The sequence below is a fragment of the Acinetobacter sp. WC-743 genome (assembly GCF_000335555.1).
GTDB classification, from domain to species: Bacteria; Pseudomonadota; Gammaproteobacteria; order Pseudomonadales; family Moraxellaceae; genus Acinetobacter; species Acinetobacter bereziniae.
Genome location: NZ_AMFQ01000029.1, coordinates 1 through 261 on the forward strand (window position 1 = coordinate 1; position 261 = coordinate 261).

The 261-nt window shown below is 40.6% G+C and carries 1 pseudogene; it reads left to right on the forward strand.

Going from position 1 to position 261, the window contains the following annotated elements:
* Nucleotides 1-261: pseudogene (locus ACINWC743_RS04370) on the forward strand (ShlB/FhaC/HecB family hemolysin secretion/activation protein); the annotation flags it as partial.

The following is a 261-nucleotide window of genomic DNA, read 5'->3' on the forward strand; positions in this document are numbered from 1 at the left end:
CAACTGAAAGATGATATTCAACTGAACCAATACGATAAACATCGCAATATTGATGTGGTGACTGCCCGATTGGATGGCTCTCAGTTTGATCAATTCATAGGGGGAGGCTTAACCCAATATGGTGCTTCAACGAGTTATGGTCGTGTGAAATTTAAAAATGATAATGCTGCTGCTTTAGATAACCAAACAGCAAAAACAGCAGGAGATTACTACACTGCAACACTCAATCTTTCACGTCTACAAAATCTGGGTGGCAAGGGT